We start from the raw sequence: 20259 nt of genomic DNA on the forward strand, positions 1-20259 counted from the left end.
GACCGGGCGGTCGCATGTTTCGGCGCGTTCGACGCAGACGTCAGGCATCCGGTCGGGCCGCCAAGTCGGCCGGATGTCTGCATGTTCGCGGCCCGCAATGAATTTTTCGCGATGCAAGGAGTAACTTTGATTTTCGTGCGGTTTCCGGTTAGATACGTCCAAGCCTGACGAGGCTTTGCCTTGCGGCCCCAAATTAAGTCGATATCAAACCATGAGCGGTACGCGATTGGCGAAGGCGCAGAGTAAGCAAAATGCCGCGTATCTCCCTACTGCGAAGCGATAGGAAACAACGGATGATTCAATCACATGGTCAGACGAACGAAACTCGCATTTTTTCGCCAGCGGGGAGCCTGATGTAATAGCCAGTAGCGGGGGCGTGTCATGGATTTTGTGGAAACAGGGGGGGCGGTGAGTCCGATTGCCCCGAAGGCTCACGCCGTTGAACACGTCGGGTCTGACAACGAGAGACAGACGTATTATGCGGCGACGTCCATGTGGTTGAAGCTGGAACAGCTTCAGATCGTGCAGCAACTCATCGAACCACTGGACGAAGGCAAGCAGCCGACACTTTCCACGTCGCTACACGGCGTGGCGAGTATCGAGGGGCAGGAGTTGTCGATCATAGGCGACACGCATCGCTCGACGCGCACGCTTCAGGTGACTTTTGACGCGCGCGACGTCACCACGGCCGACCGGCTGGGGCTGCGTGCGCTGGAAGACGAGTTGGGTACCTCGTTGTCCGACGTCGCGCTCGGCAGTACCCGACTCGGCTTCAATCGCGCCGACGACGAAGTCGACGAGCCTGATCAATGGTGGCTCGCCTGCCACATTCCCGACGCTTGCCTGCAAGTGCTTGCGAGGGCAAGCGCGGATGGCCAGCTTGGCGCAGTAGAGTTGGGATTGGCCATGCGGCATCTGTATTTGGCCGAGCGTCCGACGGCTGCCCCCGGACAACAACAGTCTCGACTTTTTCTCAAACCCAACGACAGCGAAGACACGATCGAATGGCCGACTATTGCAACGGGCTATGTCACCGGCCTTCGAATCGAGTTTGCGGCGACTTCATTGCGTGGCACCGAGCAGAGCGGAGACCCGGGAAGCGACGTTACGACGAAACTCGTCGCGGACTCGGTGGTCTCGCTGGGCCTCAAGCTCGCTAACCTCAATGTGACGGTGAAATGGCTTGGCGTCCTCATCGTCATATTGCTCTTCCTCGAATTTCTCGAGCGACTTTGACCCAGCTACCCTAGGCACGCCGACAGCGACGAGCATGGAGCGGGAAAGGCGCCTCCGGACGCTCGGCGGCGTAGGTTTTAGCGTGGCTTTTTCTCTGAAGGGTTGTCAGGCTTGGTGGCGCAGGTACTACAGCATCAGCGTGTGTTGGGCAAGTCTAGTCGGTCCATGCTGTTGTACGCCATGTTTCATAGTAGATCGATTGAGTTGGGCCTGTCAGGAATTTTGTGTTTAAGGCATAACATGCTCCCAAGGAGAGTTTATGCCTCGCAAACCGAAAGCCCAGCCGGCGGCTCTGCCGGCGATTCCGGCCGAGCTGCTCGAGCAGTTCGGCAACGGTCCGATGACGGCCGAAGCCATCAACGCCGCGACGCTGGCGCTCAAGAAGGCGCTGATCGAACGGGCGCTGGGCGGCGAGATGAACCATCATCTCGGCTACCCTCCCGGTGCTGCCAAGCCGGTCAACGCCACGAATCAGCGCAACGGCAAAGGGGCCAAGACGGTTCTGACCGAAGACGGCCCGATCCGTATCGAGGTGCCGCGTGACCGCGACGGCAGCTTCGAACCCATCCTGATTCCCAAGCACGAACGGCGCTTCACGGGCTTCGACGACAAGATCGTCGCCATGTATGCCCGAGGCATGACCGTACGCGAGATTCAGGGCTTCTTGCTGGAACAGTACGGCACCGAGGTCTCGCCCGACTTCATCAGTTCGGTCACCGACGAGGTCATGGCCGAAGTAACCGCCTGGCAGGCCCGACCGCTTGAGCCGATGTATCCGGTCGTGTTTTTCGACGCACTGCGGGTCAAGATTCGCGAAGACGCCGTCGTGCGCAACAAGGCGGTCTATCTGGCGCTGGGCGTGCTGCCCGACGGCACGCGGGAAATCCTGGGCCTGTGGATCGAGAATACCGAGGGGGCCAAGTTCTGGATGAAGGTGTTCAACGATCTGAAGACGCGCGGCGTTCACGACATCCTGATTGCCGTCACGGACGGGCTCAAGGGCATGCCCGAAGCGCTGGCCGCCGTGTTCCCGGCCACCACGCTGCAGACCTGCATCGTCCACCTCATCCGCAACAGCCTCGATTACGCCAGTTGGAAGGACCGCCGAGGCTTGGCCGCGGCGATCAAGCCGATCTACGCCGCTCCCAGCGCGGAAGCCGCTCAGGCCGAACTCGATGCGTTTGCGGATGGGCCGTGGGGTCAGAAATTCCCGACTGTCAGTAGCGCGTGGCGCAACGCCTGGGATCGCGTGATCCCGTTCTTTGCGTTTCCGCCGGGTGTGCGCAAGATCATTTACACGACGAACGCGATTGAAAATATCAACTCGCAGTTGCGCAAGATCATCAAGACCCGTGGTCACTTCCCGACCGACGAGGCTGCCACCAAGCTCATCTGGCTGGCCTTGCGCAACATCACCGCGAACTGGGGGAGCGCCGCTCACGACTGGAAGACGGCCATGAACCAATTCGCTATCCTTTACGCAGATCGATTCGTTCGGCCTTCCGTGTAATTACTCCACCCGCCTTGAACACGGAAATCCTGACACCCCCATTGATTTTACATAAACTAATCTCTCGTCTGAATCGAGCAGTCCTCGAGCGTTCGAATCTGGACCACCAGCACAGGCTGACCAAGAATACTGCTCGCTTCATTGTTCGGCTACTCTGAATCGAACAATACATCTACGTCGAGATTACGTGCGAATAGTCAAAAAAATGAGACGGCGAATCTGCGAATAACATCCCACAGATCCGCCGAGAACGGTAGATTACGACGGCTGTTTACCGGCTCGGCAGTTGTCGACCCATTCCCATGCCATGTCGTACCGGATCATCGCATCGGGGCCGTTCTTCGCCACGAAGTTCTTCTGCCATTTCTGCGTACAAGCGTTGTCCTCGTTCGGCCACTCGTCGCGATTTTCGTTCTGTTTATTGTTGACCGAGTCGAGGTAAGCACTAACCTTCTTATCTTCGCCCGAGGCCGCAGCAAGGATCGAAGGATTGTTGCTACGAGAGTTGTTGATGGCGCTAGCTTGGCCTTTGCAGTGATTGATCAGTTCTTTTTGCTCGTCGGTAGTCAGGTAGGTGCGACCCTTCGTCTGCGCCATCGGATACGCTGCTTGATGAACGCAATCAGCGACCTGATGGCCAAATTGATTCATGCGATCGACGTCGTTTTGGTTCTGAACCACATCGTCGACGTAGTGCACGTCCGTTCGAATGTTGTAGATGTACTGGTCGTTCGGATAGTTGGTGGGTTTCGTTCCAGTTGGAGCAGCCCCCTGAAACGCCGGACACAGTCACCCACTTACAATAACGGGTAGGCATAAGACTGTGTTTTTGACTAACACCAGGCAGGAAGTGATGGAAGTGTTGACGGGCCCGGAGCGCCGGCGGCGCTGGACGGCGGAGCAAAAGCTGGCGATGGTTCGCGAGAGTTTCGAACCAGGGAAGTCGGTTTCGATGGTCGCGCGGCAGCACGGCGTGAACCCGAACCAGCTGTTCCACTGGCGCAAGCTGTACCAGGATGGGAGCCTGTCAGCGGTCAAGGCTGGCGAGGAAGTGGTTCCGGCCTCAGAGCTGGCCGACGCGCTCAAGCAGATTCGCGAGCTGCAACGGATGCTCGGCAAGAAGACCATGGAGAACGAGATTCTCCGCGAAGCAGTCGAGTACGGCCGGGCAAAAAAATGGATAGCGCACTCGCCCTCGCTGCCGGAGGACGACCAGTGAAACTGGTTTGTGAAGTTCTCGGCGTGTCGCGCTCGAACGTATCGGCACGACTGTCGCGTCCGGCGACGTGGCGCGATGGCCGTCAATCGCGGCAGACGGACGATGCGAGCGTGGTCGAGGAAATCCGCCGAGTCGTCGGCGATTTGCCCAGCTATGGCTATCGCCGGGTGTGGGGCTCGCTGCGCAATGAACGCATTGCTGCCGGACAGGTGCCGTTCAATGCGAAGCGCATCTATCGCATCATGCGCACTCACGGTCTGCTGATGCAACGGCGTCCAGCCCCGCCTCGGCCGCAACGTCGGCACGATGGCAAGGTGGCCGTCGCGCGCAGCAATCAGCGATGGTGCTCGGACGGCTTCGAGTTCCGCTGCGACAACGGCGAGCCGCTGCGGGTGACGTTTGCGCTGGATTGCTGCGACCGAGAGGCGATGAGCTGGGCAGCCACGACAGCAGGTCACAGCGGCGACATCGTGCGCGACGTGATGCTGGCTGCAGTGGAAAATCGGTTTGGCAACGAACTGCATACCCCGTCCGAAATCGAGTGGCTGAGCGACAACGGTTCGGGCTACACGGCCGACGACACGCGCCGGTTCGCAGTGGCCATCGGCCTGAAGCCATTGACCACACCGGTGTGCAGCCCACAAAGTAATGGGATGGCAGAGAGCTTCGTGAAGACGATGAAACGCGACTACGTCGCCTTCATGCCGAAGCCGGACGCAGCGACTGCCGCACGCAACTTGGCCATCGCGTTCGAGCATTACAACGAGAAGCATCCCCATAGCGCGCTGAAATACCGCTCGCCTCGCGAGTTCCGGCGCTCGATGGATTCAGCAACCTTAGTGTGATGCCGTGTCCGGGATTACAGGGTCAACTCCACTTCAACACCAATCAACTCCGCGAAACTAGATGGCCTGCGGCCTTCTAAGCCGTAGGTCACACGTTCGAATCGTGTAGGGCGGGCCAAGTCTCATCCATGCAATGACCCGGCGACTGTTATCGATTGCGTGAAATTTCTCGCAGCGGGTTTTTACGCAGTCCGGTGAACCTCTGATGTAACCTGCATTTAGGGCATTCGAAAATCTATTTCGATCCACTGCCTCACGCTCAGGCAATGACGCCCCCGCACCCGGCACAACGAACCCAACACATGCCGGCACACGCAAGCGCCCACCGATACCCACAAACTTCTCCACTCACCCCCCGCGACCCGCCTCGTCGATCCTCAGCAGCCGGCCGGCGTTCGCAATCACGACGAACGTGCCGACGTTGTGCAGGATCGCGGCCCACACCGCGCCGAGCACGCCGGTCGCGGCCAGCGCGATCACGGCGAGCGTCCACGCGAGCCCGATCGCCGCATTGATCGTCGCCGTGCGTCGGCAGCGCCGGCCGAGCCGGATGCAGGTCGGAATGCGCCGCAGTTCGTCGCCCAGCAGCACGACGTCGGCCGACGCGACCGCGATATCGACGCCATGCTCGCCCATCGCGATGCTGGTCGAGCCGGCCTTGATCGCCAGCAAGTCGTTCAGCCCGTCGCCGACGACGAGCGGATGCAGGCCGGCGCCGATCTCGCGCATCACGTAGTCGAGCTTGTCGTGCGGCAACGCCTGCGCGATCACCGTGTCGATGCCGGTCTCGGCCGCGACCTTGCGCGCGACGCGCTCGAGGTCGCCCGTCAGCAGCGTCTGTCGCGCGACGCCCAGTGCACGCAACTCGGCGAGCGCAGCGTGTGCGTCGGGCCGCAGCGTGTCGGCGAAACCGAACCACGCGAGCAACCGGCCGTCGAGCACGAGGCCGACCAGTGGCCCGTCGAAATCGTCGGGAGGCGGCGGCAATGCATCGGCATGCTCGGCGAGCAGTGCGGGCCGGCCCAGTACCGCGGTGCCGTCCGGCGTCTCGGCGACGACGCCGAGCCCGCGTAATTCACGGGTCCGTTCGAACGGCTCGATGGCGGCGCCTGCAAGACCGGACGCGATGGCATCGCGCACGAGCGCACGGCTCGCCGGGTGCGCGCTGCTCTCGCCGAGCCGCGCGGCCAGTACGCGCGCCTGTGCACCGTCGACGCCGGGCTGCAGCCACACCTGCCGGATCTGCAATTCACCGCGCGTGAGCGTGCCCGTCTTGTCAATCACGAGCGAGTCGACCTCGGCGATCTTGTCGAGGAACGCGGCATTGCGAAACAGGATGCCGTGTCGCGCGCCGACCGCGATGCCGGCGATCGCCGTAGACGGTGCGGCGAGCACCAGCGCACACGGGCATGCGGCCACGATGACTGCGAGCATCGCCGACGCGTTCGCGGACGTGAACCAGACGATCGCCGCGATCAGCAGCACCAGCGCGAGATAGGCGCCCATGTGCCGCTCGAGCACCTGCGTGACGGGCGGTTTCGCCTGTTCCGCGTGCTGCATCAGCGCGATGATCTTGCCGAGCGTCGAATCCTCGCCGGTATGCGTGACCTCGATGCGCAGCACGCCGTCGAGGTTCAGCGCACCGCCGTAGACGGCACTGCCTTCGTCGACGTCGAGCGGCACGGACTCGCCGGTGATCGGGCCGTTGTCGACGCTCGACGCGCCGGCATACACGATGCCGTCGACCGGAATGCGCGCACCGGCCACCACTTCGATCCGGTCGCCGGCGCGGAGCGCGTCGTAAGCGACTTCGGCAATGCTGCCGTCCGTGCCGATGCGGCGTACGCGGCCGGCCGTCAGCCGGCCGAGCGCACGGATCGCTTCCTGCGAACCGAGCACGCTGCGCTCTTCGAGCGCGTGTCCGAACGTCATCACGATCGGCAGCAGCGCGGCCGTGGTCATGTCGCCGATCGCCCACGCGGCCAGCATAGCGAGTGCGATCAGGCGGTCGGTCACGCCATGCAGGCTCGGGGCGCGCAGGCTGCGCCACGCGCTCGCAAAGACGGGCCCCGCGACGATCAGCGACGCGAGTGCGGCGAGCATTTGCGCGAGCGTTTCGCCGCCCGCCGACAACGTGCGCCATGCGAAGGACAGCACGAGCAGGCCGCCGGCGAGCAGCGCGAGCGCGATCTGCCGCGTGATCGTGCGCCGCTCGTCGGTGGACAGCGCGTAGACCGCCGGGGCAGGCGCCGTCGCGCCGGCGGGAGCGGTCGTGGCGGCCGGCCTCGCGGATGTTTCGGCGAGCGGATTCAATGGGCGCTCCCGGGCAGGATCAGGTTCGAGGTATCGCGCGGATCGATCGTCGTCACGCGTCCGGTCTTCGACAGGATGCGTTGCATGCGGTCGCGATAGAGCCGTGCCAGCAGGCCCGGATCGGCATTCTCGCGCAGCGTCGCTTCGAGCTGGCGGATTTCGAGCGTGCTGGTCTGCGCCGTCGCGACGCGTTCTGCCGCGCGTGCTCGCGCATCCTGGACGATCCGGTCGGCATCCTGCTGGGCATCCTGCCGCCGCTGTTCGGCCGCGGTGCGCGCCTCGGCGATGGTCCGCTCGGCGAGCTGCAGCGACGTCAGCACCGAGTTGAACGCATCGGCCGCCGCGCCGGGAAACGCGGGCTGCACGTCGACGCGCGCGACTTCGATGCCAAGCCCCGCGTGCGCCGCGTCGAGCGCGCGCAGATGCCGCGCGATCGCGTCGGCGAGATCGCCGCGCAGCCGTTCGCGACGCGCGGCCATCTGCCGGTCGGCGGCCAGCTGTTCGGGGCGTGCGACCAGGATCGCGTCGAGATCGCGGGTCGCCGCGACCTCGACGGCCGATGCGGACACGATTCGCTCGAGCGCTGCGTCGAGGCGATCGTGCTGCAGCACATACGCGTACGGGTCGCTGACGCGGTAGTAGAGCACCGCGCTCAACGCAACGGCGCCGCCATCGCCGGTCAGTACGTAGCCGGAGCCGGCGAGCGCGTCGGGCAGCCGCGCGATGCTCGACGCGGACGGCACGAGCGCCCGCGGGTCGCGGTCGAGCGAGCGGATTTTCTGCTCGAGCACGCGCGCTGCGCCCGGCACGAGCCGCACCGACTCGAACGGCTGCGGCCACGCGATCACGAGCCCGGCGTCCTGCGTGCGCACGAAGGCGCCGAAGCGCATCACGACCGCGCGGCTGTCTGCCGGGATGCGCCGGATGTTCGAGCCGGCCCACGCGCAGGCGGCGAGCACCGCGAGCGCCGCGACGAACCAGAACGACAGGCGTACGGCCTGGGCGCCGGGTCCGAGCGGCGGTGCAGAAGGGGCGCTCATCGTGCGGCCTTGTGCGCCCCGGAGGCCGGCGCGGCCGGTCCCGACGCGTCGGCCGGGCCCTGCACGAGCACGCGGAACGGCGCGGCATCGGTGCGCAGGATCAGGTTCGTATTGCTGCCGACCACCGCGTTCAGCGTGTCGAGCGAACGCAGCATCGTGTACAGATGCGGGTTGGCCGCATAACTCTTGCCATAGATGTCGGCCGCATCCTTGCGCGATTGCGCCTCGATGTCGGCTGCTTTCACGTTTGCATCGGCAAGCGCGATGCGGGCGTCGCGCTCGGCGTCGGAGCGGATCTGCGCAGCCTCGCGATTGCCGTCCGCGGTGCGTTGCGCGGCCACGGTCTCGCGCTCCGCGCTCATCCGGTCGACGGTCGCGGCGAGCGTGACGGCCGGCAGCGTGAGCCGCTCGAGCCCGACCTGCGCAACGCGCACGCCGTAGGCCGCATAGAGCTGCGCGTCGATCTGCCGGCGCAGCGTGTCTTCGAATTCGCCGATCTTCACTTGCGCGGGATCGGTGTTCACGAGCGACGCGAGATCGTATCCGGCGGACGTCGTCTGCAGCGCGGAGCCGACCAGCGAGCGAATCTGCCGCGCCGCTTCGTCGGGTTCGTTGCCGACTGCGCGCATGAAGCGCCCGATGTCGCGCGCATCGGCCGGCACGCGCCATGCGACATAGGCCTCGACGATGATGCGCAGTCCGTCGCGGGTGCCGACGTCCTGCAGGCCGCTCGACGTCGTATGCAGGCGCAGGTCGACCGGCGTGACCGCATCGATCGGCGCGGGCAGGCGCCACGCCAGCCCCGGTTCGAGCAGCACGCGCACGGGGCGCCCGAAGCGCGTGATCACCGATGCTTCGCCGGCGCGCACCTGCACGAAGCTCGCGACCGCGAGCGCGACGAGCACGCATAGCAGGGCGACGGCGATGCGCAGGCGGAGCGCGCCGGGCGGGGGCGATGCACCGTGCGGCGCGTGATGGTGGCGGCCATGGCCGTGATGCGCATGATCATGCGCGTGCGAATGAAACAGACTCACGATGTCACCCCGGATGCGGCGCCGCGCGCGTGCGGTGCGGCGGCGCGGCCTGCCGCCGAGTCTTGCCGCCCGCGCGCAATTTGCCGCGACATGTCAATGGATGCGGGCCAGATCGCCGGCCGGCGTGTTGCGAAGGTCGACGGTCGCCCGCGTGCCGTCGGCGAGGCGATCGTCGATGATCGTCATGTGTGCATTGCGCAGGCCGCGCTGCAATCTGTCGACGTAATACTCGAACGGAAACGCGGGACCGCCGAGCCGGTATGCGATCAGGTCGGCGTCGAAATCGATGCGCTGCACGCGTGCCGACGACAGCGTGTCGCCCGCCTGCGCTTCGGCCTGCGCGATCCGTGTGAGCGCTTGCTGCTGCGCGTTGCCGAGCAGGCCGGCCGCGAATCCGCGCGCCTGCGCGACGCTGCCCTGAGCGCGGATCTGCGCCGCCTGCACGTCGTGGAAGGCGGCTGCCGCGCCTGTCGGCGGGTGCACGCTCTCGATCACGACCGCGATCACGTCGACACCGCTCTGCAGCCGATCGAGCTGTTGCTGGATCGCGCGTTTCAACTGCTCGGCCATCGCGGCCTGATTCGTCTCGAGCAGCGATTCGAGCGTATGCGACGCGAGGTAGTGCACCAGTTCGCGGCTGGCGTTCACGCGCACCGTGCTTTCGGGGTCGCTCGTGCGATAGAGCGCCGCACGGGCGTCGGCATCGGTCGGACCGAGGCGGTAGTCGACGCGCACGTCGGCGTTGACGATCTGGAAGTTCTGACGATCGCCGTTCGCGCCGGCGATCACCTGCGTGGTTTCCCACGGATGCGGCGCGTCCCACAGGCGGTTCAGGCGTTCGGGCGTCGGACCGTCGGCGGGCACGACGGGCGTATCGGCGCCGCCGTCGCTCGCGCTGCCCGCGATCGCGACCTGGTGCACGGCGCCGTTGTCGACGATGCGCGCGCGGCCGAACGGCCAGGGCAGGCCGACATGCAGGCCGGGCTGCCAGACCGCGACGGGCGCGCCGAAGCGTTCATAGACCGCGCGTTGTTGCGGATTCAGCACGACGACGGCAGTGAGCAGCCACGCGCACGCGGCGGTCGCGCCAAGCGCGCCGGGCAGCAGCCTGACGAAGCTGCGCCAGCCCCAGCTTTGCCGCAGGTCGATGCCGTAGCGATGACGCAGTTCGGCGCCGAGCGACGCGAACGGCGACGGACGCCGGCTCAGCAGGCCGGCGATTGCGCTGGTCGGCACGACTGCGTCGCGCGGCACCGCAAACCACGAGAGCGCGCCGCGGATGGCCAGTTCGGCGGCGACGGCGGCGTTGAGCAGTGCAACGCCGTGCACGAGCCAGTCCGCGGCGCGGTGCCGGAACGCGAACCATGCCGCGGCCAGCGCACCCGCGAGCGCGGTGACGAGCGCCACGCGCAGCAGCTGCATGAGCGACGCGGAAACCGGCGAAGCGTGGGCCGCCGCTGCATGATGGCGTTCGGCGACGAGCGTGAGAAAGGCGAGGACGATGCAGGCCGCGCCGGCCGCGAGCGTCGGTTCAGGGGCGGCCATGGCACGGATCAGCATGGCAGGCGACGGCGACTGCCAGGCGAGCGCGGCAATCGCGACGGAGAGCGCGGCGCTCGCCGTGACGGCCCACGGCCGCCAGTCGATCGCGGCGGCGATCGCGGGCCACGGATTGTCGTGACGTTCGGACGCCGGTTTGCGGCGGAACGCGTCGCGAAGTCCGTCGACGAGCAGACTGGCGAGACTGGCGGCGAACCCCTCCGGCGGACGGCGGCGCGGGCGAGCGGCGAGCAGCACGCCGATCGCGACGACGAGCACGTTGCACCACGCGCTTGCGAGCGGCGCGCACCAGCGCAGGTCGACCGGCAGGATGTCGACCGCACTCAGCGTGCCGAGCGCGGCGACCAGCAATGCGGCGGCCCATGCGACGGGCACGAGGGCGTCGCCGCGGCCGGCCGGGCTGTCGGGGGTGTTGTCGCTGCCTTCCGCCTGTTGCCCCATCGGGGTTCCTTACGTACGCATTACGGGGATGCGCAGGTGCCCGCGCGAAATTCTGCGAGCGGCAATGTAGCGCGGCGGGCGGTGAAACTCAAGGTGCGCAGGCGAGGGCCGGACCGACCGGTCGGAGGGCGACCCTCGAACAGGCGAGCACGTCACCCGCGTCGCGGCGGGTGTGGTCGAAACGGGGGGACGATCCGCCTGCGCAGCACGATGAAACACCCCGAAGCCGAAGGAGAGCGGAAGACTCAGAGATTCGTGAAAGTGATCCCGCCGTCGACGGCCAGCCATTGCGCGGTGACGAAGCCGGCATCGTCCGATGCCAGATACGCGATCGCGCTGGCGATGTCGTCGACGTTGCCGAGGCGGCCCAGCGGCGTCGTGGCCACGCGCCTCGCGTCGCGCTCTTCGTTGCGGTTGCGGACCGTGCCTTCGGTCGGCACCGCGGAAGGGCAAACCGCGTTGACGCGAATCTTGCGGGCGCCGAGCTCGGCCGCTGCGGCACGCGTGATGCCCAGGATTCCTGACTTGATGCCCGAATACACGATCGAGTGGGCGGCCGAGCGCAGCGCAGCCGTCGATGCCACGTTGACGATGGCGCCGCCTTCGCCCATCACCGCTGCAGCGGCCTGGATACCCCAGACCACGGCCTTGAAGCCGATGTCGAGCATTCGATCCATGGTTTCCGGCGCGATGTCCGCAACCGACTGGTAGCGCACCCAGGCCGCATTGTTGACCAGGATGTCGAAGCGACCGCCTCGGGCGTGGACTGCGTTCACGGCCTCGGTGATGCCTTCGCGGGTGCTGACGTTCTTCACGATCGGGAACGCGCGGCCGCCGGCGGCGATCACGGCGGCGACCGTGTCCTCGACCAGTTCCTCCTTCAGATCGTTGACGCCGACGACAGCGCCACGTGCCGCGAGTCGAAGCGCGGCAGCCTTGCCGATACCCGCGCCGGCGCCCGTCACGAGCGCATGGCGTCCGGCCAGATCCTGTTGCATTTCACTCTCCGTCGATGACTTGTTGAGAACGGCTTCATAGTGGCGGTCGAGCACGCTCGATGGCCTCGCGGACTTTGCCGAGGCCATTGCCGGCGTGCCGGAACGCAAGCGCCTGGAAGCGGTATCGTCGAGAGCGCTGCCTAGCGACCCTTGAATACCGGTTCACGCTTTTCCAGAAACGCCATACGCGCTTCCCTGGCGTCTTCCGTCCTGGACAGCATCATCGTGATGTCCTGCTCGTGACGGTAAGCTTCGCGCTGCGGCATTTGATCGGTGAAGTTCGCGGCCTTCTTCGCCTGAATCAGCGCGATGGGCGATTTCCCGGCGATGCGGCGGGCAAGTTCCATGACGTGCGGCATCAGCGCGTCGGCGGGCAGCACGTCTTCCAGTACGTTGCGACGGAGTAGGTCCCGGGCCGTCAGTTTGTCGCCGGTAAAGAACATGCGACGGACGGTCGAACGACCGAACAGCGTGCGCAGCATCGACGCACCACCGGCCAGGCCGACGTTGATTTCGGGCATCGCGAAGACGGCGTTCTCGCTCGCGTACATGATGTCGCAAGCGGCCATCAAACCGAGGCCGGCGCCGAGGGCCGCGCCGTTGACCGCCGCGATCACGGGCTTCGCGCATTCCTTGATGGCGTTGCCAGTTTCGCGGGTCCAGCGGTTGTGGTCGAGGAAGTCGCCGGGGACGTCGGGGTCGGGGCGGTCACGCAGGTCCGCACCCGAACAAAAGGTATTGCCGGCACCGGTGAGCACCGCACAGCGAATGTCGTCGCGCGCGCTGATTTCGTCGAATACGGCAATCAGGCGGCGACGCATGGCTCGCGACAGCGCGTTCTTGACCTCGGGGCGATTCAGCGTGACGACGGCCACGCCGTCCGTGACTTCCAGGGTGACCGAGTCGGTGTCTATGCCGAGTGCTTCGCTCATGGTCGTATCGTCTCCTGAAGGGATTTTTTGAATCGGGCTGTCAGGAATTGTACGGCCCCGAGGTCGGGCGATTTTCAATCAAAAACGCGTTCTGATTTGCCTGAAATAGCGGCTAGTCGGTGCGACGACGCGGCGTTATCATGCATCGCGGCAGACGACACCGCTTCGCTTCACGGCGACTCGTACGCGGAGAAGCGGAGTTCCGGACCGGACACGCGGGAGGCCACGAAATCCAGGAACAGGCGGATCTTGGTCGGGATGGCCGGTGAATCGATAATCGTCGCGTACATCCCGTCTTCAAAGCTGGAGTTGGTGACCTGATACTCGGGGAGCAGGCGGACGAGTTTTCCGCTGATCAGATCCTTGTGGACGGTGTAGTCGTCGAGCAGCACGATACCTTCCCCCATGCGCGCGAATTCGAGCAGGGCAATACCGTTGTTGGTGACATGACGGGGCTGAAAATGAACCTCGGTTTCCGCGCCGTCTTTCCGGAATCGCCAGGAATAACCGGATCCCGGCATGGAATAGGCGATGCATTGATGGTTCTTCAGTTCTTCCGGCGCCGTGACGGAACTGCGGCCGATGAAGTAACCGGGGGAGACCACCAGGTGGCGTTCGCTTCGGAACAGAATTCTCCGCTTGATGCCGGATTCGATCGGCGGGGCAATCCGAAAGTCGATATCGATCTGGTCCTTGTTCAGATCCGACGGCGCTTCGCTCAGCGTCAATTCAATCTGAATGCTCGGGTACAGCTTGGAGAATTCGGTGATCAGGGTCGGCAATACACCGAGGCCGAACATGACGCGTGAATGCACGCGCAGCGTGCCCGACGGGGCCGAGGTGATGGACGAGATGCTCCGGTGCGCGTCGTCGATGCTGCGCAGAATGCCTTCGACGTGCTTTGCGTACTCGATGCCCGCTTCGGTCAGCGTGACGCAGCGGGTCGTGCGGGTGAACAGCTTGACCTTCAGGTCGTTCTCGAGATCCAGGACCATTCTCGAAACGGAGGCCGGCGCGATGCCGAATTGGCGGGCAGTTTCCGAAAAGCTCTTGTTTCTGGAAATGGAAAGAAAGAATTCCATTGCGCGAAGTCTGTCCACGAAGTCTCCACCTTCCCCGCTGACAATGAACGGGGCTATTGTAGGTACGGGGTTACCCCAATCGGAAAAACACAAAGCCGCTACACACAGGCAGCGGCCTTGCCGAGTCGCATTCGGAGTCGCTGGTCCGTCAGTGGACGGCCTCACCTGCGGGCAAGCCTGCGTAGCCACGCCGCAGTGAAGGAATGCGAAAGCCGATGCAGAAGATCGAGACCGATGCGATCACTGCCGGGAGCGCGATCCATGCCACGATGGTCGTCAACGGCCAGCCCAGGCCGATCATAACAGGGCCCAGGAACGTGCCGGCAATGCCCCCGAAGCGGCCCATGCCGAGCACCCAGGCTGCGCCGGTGGCGCGGCTGCTGGTCGGGTACATTTGCGTCGCGAGCGTCGACATCGACGAGCAAGCGCCGTTGTTGGTCATCGCCGCCAAGATCAGCAGCGTGAGCAAGGTATCGCCGCGCGCACCGCTGATCGACACCAGCAGCGCCATCGACATGGAGATCGCGAAGTACGCGGAGATCACGCGGACCGGGCCGAACTTGTCCATCAGAATGCCGCCCAGCAGGATGGCGATACCCGAGCACCAGTTGAACCACATCATCGTGTCGGCGGTCTGGCCGAGCGTGCGGCCGTCTCCCTGGAGTATGGTCGGAAGCCACATGCTCAGCACGTACAGCGTGATCGTCGAGCAGATATAGGCGACCCACAGCAGCAGCGTCGGGCCGCGCAGCTTGTCGGAGAACAGTTCGGATACCGGAAACCGGCGCTTTTCGGCTGCAGCCGACACCTCGGCGACGAAGGTCGTGTCCGTGAAATCGGCGGTTGGATCGATGCGCTTCAATGCCTTCGCGATCTTGTCCTGTCCTTTGCCCGCCGCCGCCAGGTATCGAACCGATTCCGGCAGAAAGAACGCGAGCAGCACGGCAACGATGACCGGTGCGATGCCGCCGATGATCAGATAGCCTTCCCAACCATGTGCCGGGATGACCGACTTGGCCAGCGGGCCGGTAATGCCGCCGCCCACGGCGAAGCCGAAGAGCATGAAGTTCACGGCACGCGAGCGCATGCGCGAGGGCAGGAACTCGTTCATGAGCGTCGCGCACAGCGGGATGGCGGCGCCGAGGCCGACGCCGGTCAGCAGACGCGACCACATCAGTTCGGTCACGTTGGTCGAGCATCCTGCAGCGATCGAGAACACGCCGAAAAAGGCGACCGACGTCACGAGCACGACGCGACGGCCGATGCGGTCGGCGAGCGGCGCACCGAAAATTGCGCCAATGCCGATACCGACCAGCGCGGCGCTGAGCACCGGCGCCAGATCGGTCTTGGTCACACCCCATTGCTTGATCAGCGCGGGCGCGATCAGGCCCATCGCCGAGGTATCGAGACCATCGAGGACGATGGTCAGGAACATCAGCGAAAAGAGAATTGCGTGGAAAGGCTTGAGTGGTCGTTGATCGATGAACGACTTGACGTCAATGGTCTGCATGTTTTGTCTCCTTTTATGTTTTGAACGGGATTCGAGCAGGGCGGGGCGGCCATTCGTCCCGGGCCACGCCGCCCTGCCGTCCTGTTCGGTTTTCTACATCACACGCTACATCACACCGGACTCCCGATACGCTTCAGAGATAGGCAATGGCGGAGCCGCCATCCACGCGTACGCATTCGCCGTTCACGAACGCACTTTCGTTCGAAGCCAGGAAGCACACGGCATTCGCGATGTCGTCGGGGCGGCCGAGGCGAGGCATCGGCGTTTTCGCCTGACGGATCTTGCGCGTCTCCTCGGACACGTTCTTGACCACGCCTTCGGTCTCCGTATAGCCCGGGGCGACCGCGTTCACGCGAATGCCGCGCGGCCCGAGCTCCGCCGCGGCCGCGCGCATCAGGCCGAGCACGCCGGCCTTCACGCCGCAGTAGACGAGTGCCTTGGGCAGACCGATGAAGCCCGACGACGACGCGATATTGACGACCGAGCCGCCGTCCTTCATGTATTGCGCCGCAGCCTGAATGCCCCACACGACCGAATTGAAACCCGTGCCCGTCATCATCGACACGTCCTTCTCGGTGATTTCCAGAACCGGCGCATAGCGCACCCACATCGCGTTGCTCACGATGATGTCGAGACGGCCGGCAACTTCGGCGAGGCCGGCGGCAGCGTTGAAAATCGTGTCGCGTTCGGCAACGTTGCCGCCGAATGCATGGGCGATACCGCCCTGTGCGTTGATGTCGTCGGCTGCAGCCTGAGCCGCGCCGAGGTCGCGATCCAGCACGCCCACGACCGCACCCTCGCGAACGAATTTGTTGACGATCCCTCGACCGATACCCTGAGCGCCGCCTGTCACAAGCGCGACCTTGCCTTCCAGTTGCTTCGCCATTTCGACTCCTGAATGTCGTCTGATTGATTCACTGATCCTTGAAGCGGCATTCCGGCAGGCCGCGCACACCCGTACCGGTCACGGCGACCAGCGCCCCGGCATTCGGGTTGGCGCTCCTGAGCGCATTCCCGCTGTCGCTGATGCTGGTCACGAAGATCGTGTCGAGAGCCGGCCCGCCGATGGACGGGCAAGTCGGATAGACGGTAGGCAGGTCGATAATCCGGTCCAGCCTGCCGTCGGCGGTGAAGCGGGCCAGTTGTCCCGAGATGACCAGGGCCGTCCAGAGATTGCCTTCGGCATCGATGATGGCGCCGTCGGGGCCCGATTTGAGCGAGGTCGTATCCACGAACAGCGTTCGCTCGCTCAGCGTGCCGGCCGAGGTGTCGTAGCGGTAGCGACGCAGCTGGTGGCTCAAGCTGTCCGAAAAGTACAGATACCGGCCGTCTGGCGAGAAGCATGTCGAGTTCGTGATGCAGATACCGGTCTCCAGCACCTTCAGGTTGCCCTGGCCGTCGAGTTGATACAACTCGCCGACGGGTTCGCGGCGCCCGAGCGCCATCGAACCGAGGACGAGACGGCCTTCGCGATCGACCCGGCCGTCGTTGAGGCGCATGTTCGGGGCCGGGTGCGTCACATCGACGAAGTGCGTGAGCTCGCCGCTATCGACATCGAGAAAATGGAAGCTGTCGACGAGCGCGACGAGCAGGCGACCGCTTTCGCACAATGCGATCGCGCCGATCTGCGAAGGCAATGTCCATTCGCGAACCGTATGCGTCGCCAGCTCGCGCGCCTTCACGAGACACGCGCGGGAATCGATCCAGTACAGGATCTGCTTGCGGTCGTCCCACAGCGGGCATTCGCCCAGCGCGTCACGCGAGTCGCCGCAAATGCTGATGGCGTGATGGGTCATGATGCCTTGCGCGAGTCGCCCGGTTGCGCCGCGCAACGCGCCAGCATGTCGGCACGGGCTTCGTAGAGCGCGTCGTGGGGGCAATGGGCGCCGAGCGGACGACGCGCGGTGCCGAACATGCCGGTTTCGGTCGGGTCCGCGACCGGCGTGCTGCGCGACCAGTCGTAGACCACGGTGCGGGCCGCGACCTTCCATTCGCCATGTCGTTTTTCGAAACGGTCGATATAGCGGCCATACAGCGAGACTTCCGTGACCGTATCGGGCACGACCTGGCGGTCTTCCTGAACCGCGTGGAAATAGCTTTCCGCCAGTGCCTGGTCGCCGTGCAACTCGATCATGATGTTGCCGATCAGGTGGACGCCGCGGCGCGGGGTCCTCAGTACGTCCAGCACCCAATCGCAGAAGCCGGTTGCCGAGCCCTGGTAAGGGCCGTGGCGGTCCGTCGCGTCCGGCCAGTAGGTTGCGCGCAACGCCGCCTCGTCCCGCCGGTCCACGCCTCGGCAATAGCGGTACAGACATTCGCGAATGGCTTCACGGTCGAGCAGATCCTGTACTGCCTGATTCGATACTTCGTTGTGGTCCATATGTTTGCCTGGCTGAAAGAGGGAAATACCGATGCTTTTCTGCTTGCCGCTATTGCTTGACGATGACGGCGTCGAGCACGGCCGCGCCGCGCTCGCGCACGACCAGCGGATTGACGTCGACGCTGATGATCTCCGGGTGGTTCATCGCGAAATCCGACAGTTTGACCATGGCCGTGACCAGGGCATCCATGTCCTTCGGCGCTGCACCACGCCAGCCCTTCAGGAGGGCCGTCGCCTTCACCCGATCGAGCGCCTCGCGTGCGCGCGCAGGCGTGAGCGGGGCGGAAACCAGCGACACGTCCTTGTACAGCTCGGTATTGACGCCGCCGGCACCGACGAGAATCATCGGGCCGAAGGTGGCATCGTTGTTCACGCCGAGGATCATTTCGGTGCCGCCCACGATCATCGGGCACACAAGGATGCCGTCGATCTGCGCACCGGGTGCATGGGCACGCACGCTGTCCAGGATCTGCCGGCAGGCCGCACGCACGCCGTCGGCGTTCCTGACGTCGAGGGCGACGCCACCGACTTCGGTCTTGTGCACGATCTGCGGGCTGACGATCTTGAGTACCACGGGGTAGCCCATCGCCTCGGCGGCGGCAACCGCTGCATCGGCGTCGACGGCCAGCACGTCTCGCGGCACCGGCAGGCCGGCGTCGGCCAATGCTTCCTTGGCCAGTGCCTCCGTGTTCACGTCGCCCAGCGCGCGGGCCTGTCGCGACGCTTCCGCCGGCTCGTAGAGGTTCGCCCAACGTGCGCGGATCGTTGCCGCAGCGCCCAGTGCAAGCGTGGCGCGCGTTGCGTCGTTGAATACCGGAATGCCGATCTTTTCGAGTTCGCGATCCACCTCGGGCACGGACAGCGTGACGATGACGACGTCGCGTTCAGGATGTCTTGCCTTGAGCTCGGCAAGCGGCTGCGCGTAATTGCTCTTGAACGATGCGGGAGCCAGGCCCGCCGACGCCAGGTACGCGAGCGTCGTGCCGTAGCTGCTGTTCGACAGCATGAGGTCGAGCGCCCGGACCGTGCCGTTCCTGACCGAGGTGATCTGAGCAGTGACGTCGAGCGGGTTGGCTGCGACCGCGAACGGCAGCAGTTCGAGCATGGCCGTTCTGGCCGCTTCGGGCAGCGCAGGCATCGTGAGGCCGGAATCGCCGCATGCGTCGGCGACCATCACGCCGATGCCGCCCGACGACGTGAGGACACCGAGTTCGTTGTTGACGGGCAGGCGGCCCGTGGTCGAGATCAGGTACGCGACGTCCAGCATCTCTTCCTGCGAGCGGGCGCGATACGCACCGCACTCCGCGAATACGGCGTCATAGGCCGCATCGTTGCCGGCCAGCGAACCCGTGTGGGTTGCCGCCGCGGCAGCGCCGAGCGCCGAGCGGCCGACCTTCATGATGATGACGGGCTTTTGCGCATGGGCCGCTTTCAGCAGCGCGCGCCGCAGTTTCCGGCCGTCCTTTGCCGATTCGAGCGCGGCCATGATGACCCGCGTGCCCGGATCGCCGGCCAGGTAGTCGATGGCCTCCGCGACGTCGACGTCTGCTTCGTTGCCGGTCGCCACGATCTTGCTGAAGCCCATGCCGCGCAGCGTGGCGGCGCCGTAAAGCGCGGAGCCGAACGCGCCCGATTGCGTCGCCAGCGCGATGTTGCCGGCCTGGGGGCGCACGCCGTAGAGCACGACCGAGAATGTCGAGAACAGACGCGATTCGACATTCAGGAGACCCAGCGAATTCGGGCCGATCATGCGCACGCCGGCGGCTTTGCACAGGGCGGCCATCCGCTCCTGAGCGGCACGACCTTGCGCGTCGATTTCCGCAAAGCCCGCGGTCAGCACGACCACGGACCTGACGCCCTTGCGGATCGCATCGTGCAATGCGGATTCCACGCTGCCGGTCGGCACCACGATGATGGCTTGGTCGGGAACCTCGGGCACGTCGAGGATCGACGCGTAGGCCGGCAAGCCCTGGACTTCCGCGCCGCTGCGGTTGATCGGGAACAAGGTGCCTTCATAGCCGGATTCGCGAAGGAATCGCAATACGCGCCCGCCGATGCGGTCCGGATCCGACGAGGCGCCGATAACGGCCACCGACCGGGCGTCGAACAGTGCGCTGAGAGTAGACGATGTCATGGTATGCGAGTGAGATCGATGATTG

Annotated in this window: 16 protein-coding genes; 3 read left to right on the forward strand and 13 right to left on the reverse strand. The window is 65.0% G+C overall.

From position 1 onward, the window contains the following. Nucleotides 1–492 precede the first annotated feature (492 nt). Both WS57_RS24775 and WS57_RS24780 read left to right on the forward strand, forming a co-directional pair. Complete coding sequence (locus tag WS57_RS24775) at nt 493–1236, forward strand: hypothetical protein (RefSeq protein ID WP_155741124.1); 744 nt, start codon at nt 493–495, stop codon at nt 1234–1236. 259 nt (nt 1237–1495) lie between these two features. Next, a complete protein-coding gene (locus tag WS57_RS24780; RefSeq protein WP_038455837.1) occupies nt 1496–2746 on the forward strand; it encodes an IS256 family transposase in 1251 nt (416 codons plus the stop codon). A gap of 258 nt (nt 2747–3004) precedes the next feature. Here the strand turns inward: WS57_RS24780 and WS57_RS24785 are convergent, their stop codons facing one another. Then, nucleotides 3005–3445 carry a hypothetical protein gene (locus WS57_RS24785; RefSeq protein WP_069244945.1) on the reverse strand — a complete coding sequence of 147 codons (441 nt, stop codon included), beginning with the start codon at nt 3443–3445 and terminating at the stop codon, nt 3005–3007. Nucleotides 3446–3599: 154 nt separating this feature from the next. Between WS57_RS24785 and WS57_RS24795 the strand changes: the two genes are divergently transcribed. Further along, nucleotides 3600–4810 (forward strand): IS3 family transposase gene (locus WS57_RS24795; RefSeq protein WP_155774291.1). Its coding sequence is split into 2 segments (ribosomal slippage): nt 3600–3915 and nt 3915–4810, totalling 1212 coding nucleotides; the frame shifts between segments, so codons are not numbered across the junction. Between the two features lie 348 nt (nt 4811–5158). On the opposite strand, the gene WS57_RS24800 is transcribed toward WS57_RS24795, so the two are convergent. From WS57_RS24800 to WS57_RS24855, 12 genes are all read right to left on the reverse strand, one after another. Beyond that, entirely contained in the window at nt 5159–7123 is a 1965-nt protein-coding gene (locus WS57_RS24800; protein WP_009689536.1) for a heavy metal translocating P-type ATPase, read from the reverse strand. Further along, the gene (locus WS57_RS24805; protein ID WP_069244946.1) at nt 7120–8163 is read right to left on the reverse strand and encodes an SPFH domain-containing protein; all 1044 of its coding nucleotides are present in this window, start codon (nt 8161–8163) and stop codon (nt 7120–7122) included. Before WS57_RS24805 ends, WS57_RS24800 begins: the two co-directional genes overlap by 4 nt. Next, entirely contained in the window at nt 8160–9197 is a 1038-nt protein-coding gene (gene hflC, locus WS57_RS24810) for a protease modulator HflC (RefSeq protein WP_069244947.1), read from the reverse strand. The genes WS57_RS24805 and hflC overlap by 4 nt, the downstream gene beginning before the upstream one ends. Nucleotides 9198–9290: 93 nt before the next feature. Beyond that, the gene (hflK, locus tag WS57_RS24815) at nt 9291–11198 is read right to left on the reverse strand and encodes a protease modulator HflK (RefSeq protein ID WP_069244948.1); all 1908 of its coding nucleotides are present in this window, start codon (nt 11196–11198) and stop codon (nt 9291–9293) included. Between the two features lie 245 nt (nt 11199–11443). Then, nucleotides 11444–12196 carry an SDR family NAD(P)-dependent oxidoreductase gene (locus WS57_RS24820; RefSeq protein WP_059518474.1) on the reverse strand — a complete coding sequence of 251 codons (753 nt, stop codon included), beginning with the start codon at nt 12194–12196 and terminating at the stop codon, nt 11444–11446. 140 nt (nt 12197–12336) lie between these two features. Further along, nucleotides 12337–13128: an enoyl-CoA hydratase/isomerase family protein gene (locus tag WS57_RS24825; RefSeq protein WP_009689543.1), complete on the reverse strand. Its 792-nt coding sequence runs from the start codon at nt 13126–13128 to the stop codon at nt 12337–12339. A 170-nt stretch (nt 13129–13298) separates the two neighbouring features. Next, nucleotides 13299–14228: a LysR family transcriptional regulator gene (locus WS57_RS24830; RefSeq protein ID WP_040127125.1), complete on the reverse strand. Its 930-nt coding sequence runs from the start codon at nt 14226–14228 to the stop codon at nt 13299–13301. Between the two features lie 130 nt (nt 14229–14358). After that, the gene (locus WS57_RS24835) at nt 14359–15720 is read right to left on the reverse strand and encodes an MFS transporter (protein ID WP_069244949.1); all 1362 of its coding nucleotides are present in this window, start codon (nt 15718–15720) and stop codon (nt 14359–14361) included. 133 nt (nt 15721–15853) lie between these two features. Next, nucleotides 15854–16675, reverse strand: coding sequence for an SDR family NAD(P)-dependent oxidoreductase (locus tag WS57_RS24840; protein WP_230949662.1), 822 nt, complete (start codon nt 16673–16675; stop codon nt 15854–15856). After that, nucleotides 16635–17516 carry an SMP-30/gluconolactonase/LRE family protein gene (locus WS57_RS24845; RefSeq protein WP_059600957.1) on the reverse strand — a complete coding sequence of 294 codons (882 nt, stop codon included), beginning with the start codon at nt 17514–17516 and terminating at the stop codon, nt 16635–16637. The genes WS57_RS24840 and WS57_RS24845 overlap by 41 nt, the downstream gene beginning before the upstream one ends. Next, a complete protein-coding gene (locus WS57_RS24850; RefSeq protein ID WP_009689548.1) occupies nt 17513–18100 on the reverse strand; it encodes a nuclear transport factor 2 family protein in 588 nt (195 codons plus the stop codon). Before WS57_RS24850 ends, WS57_RS24845 begins: the two co-directional genes overlap by 4 nt. A gap of 49 nt (nt 18101–18149) precedes the next feature. Beyond that, nucleotides 18150–20234: an acetate--CoA ligase family protein gene (locus WS57_RS24855; protein WP_063894479.1), complete on the reverse strand. Its 2085-nt coding sequence runs from the start codon at nt 20232–20234 to the stop codon at nt 18150–18152. Between the last annotated feature and the right edge of the window lie 25 nt (nt 20235–20259).

The organism is Burkholderia pseudomultivorans (genome assembly GCF_001718415.1).
Classification (GTDB): domain Bacteria; phylum Pseudomonadota; class Gammaproteobacteria; order Burkholderiales; family Burkholderiaceae; genus Burkholderia; species Burkholderia pseudomultivorans_A.

Coding starts and splice junctions, on each gene's coding strand:
- WS57_RS24775 (WP_155741124.1), top strand. CDS start 493: ATGTGGTTGAAGCTGGAACAGCTTCAGATCGTGCAGCAACTCATCGAA.
- WS57_RS24780 (WP_038455837.1), top strand. CDS start 1,496: ATGCCTCGCAAACCGAAAGCCCAGCCGGCGGCTCTGCCGGCGATTCCG.
- WS57_RS24805 (WP_069244946.1), bottom strand. CDS start 8,163: ATGAGCGCCCCTTCTGCACCGCCGCTCGGACCCGGCGCCCAGGCCGTA.
- hflK (WP_069244948.1), bottom strand. CDS start 11,198: ATGGGGCAACAGGCGGAAGGCAGCGACAACACCCCCGACAGCCCGGCC.
- WS57_RS24820 (WP_059518474.1), bottom strand. CDS start 12,196: ATGCAACAGGATCTGGCCGGACGCCATGCGCTCGTGACGGGCGCCGGC.
- WS57_RS24825 (WP_009689543.1), bottom strand. CDS start 13,128: ATGAGCGAAGCACTCGGCATAGACACCGACTCGGTCACCCTGGAAGTC.
- WS57_RS24835 (WP_069244949.1), bottom strand. CDS start 15,720: ATGCAGACCATTGACGTCAAGTCGTTCATCGATCAACGACCACTCAAG.
- WS57_RS24845 (WP_059600957.1), bottom strand. CDS start 17,516: ATGACCCATCACGCCATCAGCATTTGCGGCGACTCGCGTGACGCGCTG.
- WS57_RS24850 (WP_009689548.1), bottom strand. CDS start 18,100: ATGGACCACAACGAAGTATCGAATCAGGCAGTACAGGATCTGCTCGAC.
- WS57_RS24855 (WP_063894479.1), bottom strand. CDS start 20,234: ATGACATCGTCTACTCTCAGCGCACTGTTCGACGCCCGGTCGGTGGCC.